Genomic DNA, 3200 nt, shown 5'->3' with positions numbered 1-3200 from the left:
GGGCTCCAGGGGCACTCCCGCCGTCGGCCCCGTCCAACGCCGGTCCCGGAGGGCCGGCTGGTCTGTTTCAAGCCGCGGATGTATTCCTGTATTAATTCAACATCTTTCCCGGCCCGGAGGCACGAGTGCCGCCTACTCGTTTTCCAGGCACGGGCTGCGGAACACGCGGAGAATCCTACGTAAGCACCCCGTGATCAAATGCCCGATGAAGGGACCGCACGGGGAACCCAGCGATTGAGGGCTTCTTCCAGGCCGGCCAGATCGACTGGTTTGCTGAGGTAATCATCCATGCCGGCTGCGAGGCAGCGCTCGCGGTCTTCGTCCTGGGCTCCTGCGGTCATGGCGATGATGGGCAGGCGGACAGAGCCGTTCTCCTGCACCCGGATGCTCCTGGTGGCCTCGAAGCCGTCCATGACGGGCATGTGGCAATCCATGAGCACAGCCGCATAGGAGCGGGCGGCGATGGCGGAGACAGCCTCGGCGCCATCGGCAGCGACCTCGGCTTCGTAGCCCAGCTTGGCAACCATTTCACAGGCGACGAGCTGGTTCACCGCGTTGTCCTCCACCACAAGGATCCTACCTTTGGAGGGCCTGTCCGGCCTCGGTGGCCGTGCAAGTGCGGACGCCGGTCCGGTCGCCGCATTGCCCGCTGCCAGCCGCACCAGGCGGTCGTAGAGTTCCGAACCGCGTACGGGTTTCGTGAGCCATTCGCTGATTCCCGCGCCGGCCATATCGGGCTTGGATACCTGGGACGCGGAGGTCAGCATCATAAGGCGGATGCCCCGCAAGCCTGGGTCCTTCGAGAGCTCGTGGGCAAGCTCGAGGCCGTCCATGTCCGGCATGCACATGTCGAGCACGGCAATGTCGAAGGGTTTCCCTGCGGCGGCTGCCTTCCGTGACCGGTCGAGCGCCGTACGCGCGTCGGCAACCGGGTCCGGTCGCAGCCCCCATGTGTTCAATTGCGATTCCAACACCAACCTGTTGGTGGCATTATCGTCGACCACCAAAACGCGCAGACCCGCCAGTGGGCCAGGGACAGTGCGGGCGGGAACCCGCCCGGGTTCCTTGGCGAGCGGCAATCGGAGGGAGAACCAGAACGTGCTTCCCTCACCAGGGGTACTGGTCAAGCCGATGTCCCCGCCCATCACTTCCGTCAGGCGCCGGCAGATGGCCAACCCCAGCCCGGTTCCACCGTACCGACGCGTGGTGGATGCATCTGCTTGGGAGAACGAATCGAACAAGCGCAAGTGATCCGCGGCGTCGATACCAATGCCGGTATCGCTGACTTCGAATCGAACAAGCGCTGTTCTTGCGTCTTTGTCTGCGATGGTTACCCGGATGGCAACTTCACCGGACGCGGTGAATTTTACGGCGTTCGAAGCCAGGTTCAATAGGATCTGCCGGATCCGGCCGGCATCACCGGCCAATTGCGCGGGAACATCGGGGTGGCAGTACGCGATGAGTTCCAAGCCTTTGCCCTGGGCTGCTTCGGCCAGTAGCGACGCCACTTCCTCCATCACGTCCTGCGGATCGAAGGGCGTGATGTCCAGGTCGATCTTCCCCGCTTCCAACTTCGAGAAGTCCAGGATGTCGTTAATCAGGGTCAATAGAGCTCCGGCAGCGGTCTGGACACCTTCGGCGTACTTGCGTTGCGTTTCATCCAGCGGCGTGTCCAACAACAGCGTTGTCAAGCCGATGACCCCGTTCATGGGGGTGCGGATCTCATGGCTCATCGTCGCGAGGAATTCGGACTTCAACCTGCTCGATTCCAGGGCGGCCTCCCTGGCTGCCAACAGGTCCGCTTCGGCGGCACGCCGGGCGGTAATGTCCTGCCCGATGCTCGCAATTCCGGTGACTCCGTGGTCGCCGCGGATCGGGGAGACCGTGAGGGACACAGGCACGATGGACCCGTCCTTGCGCATCCGGTCCGTCTCGAAGCTACGGGCCTGGCCACCATTCTGGACGGCGGTGAACACCTCGTCCTCGGCTTGGAGGTAGTCCGGAATGAGGAGCTGTACGTTCTGCCCGGTCGCTTCAGCGGCAGTGTATCCGTACAGTTTCTCCGCCCCAGGGTTCCAGCTGGTGATGACGCCCGCGGGGGTCATGCCGATGATCGCGTCGGCCGAAGACTCAACAATTGCGGCCAGGCCCTCCACTTGGGCGAGTGCCTCCCGCGCCTGGTCCTGTGCGCGCTGACGGGAAGTGACGTCGCGGAAACTCCAGACCCGTCCCACGATCTCATCCCCGACCTGTTGGGGCCGGGAATACCGTTCAAACGTCCGCCCGTCACGGAATTCCAACATGTCCAGGCTCTCCGCCCCCGGATCGGCGTACAGTTCCTGGACCTTGCCTATGAACCCGTCGGGATCCGTGAGCTGGTCGAGGACGAAAGCCAACAGCCGGCCGTCGTCGTGCGACTCCAGGAGATCCGCGGGGATGCCCCACAACTCGGCAAAGCGCTCGTTCGCCCCCGCGATAGTCCCGTCCGCCGCGACAACCAGGATGCCATCGGCCGTGGACTCAAGGGTAGCGCTGAGAAGGGAGAGGGCATCGCGGAGTTCGGCATCAACGCGGACGCGGTCACTTACTTCGCGGATAGAGGCAACGAGCTGCATGGCCGGTCCGACGCCGAGGGGAGCAAAGCTGACCTCAATGGGAAACTCGCCGCCGTCGCGGTGGCGGCCGAACAGTTTCAGGTCAGTCCCGGCCCGGCGTATTCCCGGATCACGGGCAAAGAGGTCCCGGATGGCGCCGCCTTGGCCCTCGAACCGCGCCGGAAGCAGCACCTCATAATGCTTGCCCAGCAGTTCGCTACGCGAATAACCGAAGAGCTGCTCTGAATAGCATTGCCGAACGTGACCTGACCGTCTGCGTCGATCACCAGCAAGGCGTCCGGTACGGCGTCGACCAGGCCGCCAAAAAAGCCGAACTGATCCAGCGGCCGTATTTCGTTTGTCATTTCGGCCCCCAGAACTGAATGGATGACAAGCCTACAACCACCGCTGCCGTTTCGGGAAGGGAACCCGGTCCAGGTCGTTCGCGGCCATGACGGAGGCCCCGCCGGACCGCGCCCGGGCTTGCTCCGCGAGCAGTCCGACGTCGGGATAGCGCGACGAGAAATGGGTCAGGATGAGCATGCCCGCTTCGGCGGTGGCAGCCAATGCCCCCGCCTGCCCGGCGGTGAGGTGGCGGTACTGCGC

The 3200-nt window shown here is 64.0% G+C and carries 2 pseudogenes; both read right to left on the bottom strand.

Features of this window, described 5'->3' with window-relative positions:
- Window positions 1-194: 194 nt before the first annotated feature.
- A pseudogene (locus AHiyo1_RS27985) lies at window positions 195-2825 on the bottom strand (response regulator); the annotation flags it as partial.
- Window positions 2826-2990: 165 nt separating this feature from the next.
- Window positions 2991-3200: pseudogene (locus AHiyo1_RS24885) on the bottom strand (ribonuclease Z); the annotation flags it as partial.

The sequence above is a fragment of the Arthrobacter sp. Hiyo1 genome (genome assembly GCF_001263615.2).
Taxonomy (GTDB): Bacteria; Actinomycetota; Actinomycetes; order Actinomycetales; family Micrococcaceae; genus Arthrobacter.
This window is presented reverse-complemented; position numbering and strand designations above follow the sequence as displayed.